The organism is Neisseria sp. P0021.S006, from assembly GCF_051956895.1.
Window position 1 is genome coordinate 1 of record NZ_JBQCWZ010000264.1, and the last position, 1,726, is coordinate 1,726.

General features: G+C 40.4%; 1 pseudogene. It reads left to right on the plus strand.

The features are described 5' to 3' along the window. Positions 1–1,726: pseudogene (locus ACTHUM_RS13180) on the plus strand (hypothetical protein); the annotation flags it as partial.

Sequence of the window (1,726 nt, forward strand, 5' to 3'; positions counted from 1 at the left end):
GTAAATCAATGCTGGGTTATTGTTTCAGAACTAAGCAAATCTGTAGGTAAATCATCTCAAACTGATAAACGTAAAGCATTAAATGTAATTATTGGCGCTGCAGTTTTAGCAGGTGCAACTACAAGCGCAATGGCTGAAACCAATGTTGTCGTAAATGATAAAAATACAGTTATCGGCGGAACTGGTGCAGTAGCTGATCGAACTAACGCAGTTGTTTTAGGTAATAGTGCTAATTCTAATACGGCAGACTCTATTGCTATTGGTACAGGAGCTAAAGTAGAGGGAGATGCTGATTACAACAAATACAATATTGCAATTGGTAATAAAGCTCGATCAACCAATAGAGAAACAGTTGCCATTGGTAACAATGCAGATGGTTGGGGAACTGGTGGTGTTGCAATTGGTGGTGGTAGTAATGCATCCGGACGTGGTACGGCAATTGGTTATGGCGCAAAAGCTAGCGGCGTAGAAGGTTTAGCAACCGCTATCGGTAATGAATCAAATGCAAGTGGTCGTGGAGCGATCGCTATGGGTAATGGCGCAAAATCATCAGGAAATGATGCTATTGCTTTAGGCTTTATAGCTAATGCGAGTGGAGAAAATGCAGTTACTATTGGTGTACGTTCAGTTGCAAGTGGCCAAGCTTCTGCTGCTTATGGTATTCAAGCTCAGGCGACAGCCGAGCGCTCAATTGCTTTAGGGGTTGTATCTAAGGCAACAGGAGGTCATAGCGTTGCATTAGGTGATTCCTCAAGAGCATATGGGCATTGGTCTACTGCAGTTGGGCCTATTGCTGTTGCTAAAGGTTCTTCTGCAACTGCTGTAGGTGAAATGGCTCACGCTGATGGGCATGATTCAGCAGCTTTAGGTCATTCATCTAACGCAAGTGGATCTTCTTCTATTGCAATTGGTAATCAAGCGAATGCAAAAGCGGTTAATACTGTTGCTATAGGATCGAATTCAACCTCATCTGCCGCGGATGCTATGTCATTTGGTACCCAAAGCAATGCTTCAGGTATGAGTTCTATTGCTATTGGTGAAAGCACCAAAGCTGAGGGTTATAATTCTGTTGCGATGGGTAGAAATTCTAAGGCGAGTGAAACTAATTCTGCAGCTATTTTAGGAAATGCGACTGGTATCAGCAGTATTGCTATTGGTGGTAATGCGACTGCCGCAAATTCTGTTGCGTTAGGTTCTGATTCTACTAATACTCATGAAGATTCAGTTGCTCTAGGCTCAAGTTCTGCAGGGGCAAAAAATGTGTTTAATGATGCTGCTACTAAATTAGAATCTTTTGATGATGGTGCAAATTCAAAAACAATTAATTATAACGGCACCTCTTCATATAAAACGATAATTGATTTTGATTTTGGTGATTCTTTCACTAAAGAATCAACAGGTGCGGTTTCTGTGGGAGATGGCTCTCTTGTTCGCCAAATCCAAAATGTGGGTGCAGGTCGAATTACTGCTGAATCAAACGATGCTGTAAATGGTAGCCAATTATACCAAGCTTATTACAATGCAGGCTTTAACATTAAAAATAATGGTAAAGAAACATCACGTATTAATACCCATGGCAAAGTGAATTTTGTAAATGGTACGAATACCGAAGTGGTTGTTACAGACGGTGAAAATGCTGCTGATATTAAAGTGAATTTAAAAGATGATATTAAAGTTACTAGTGTTAAAGCTAATAATATTACCGTAGGACCTGTTACTATTAATG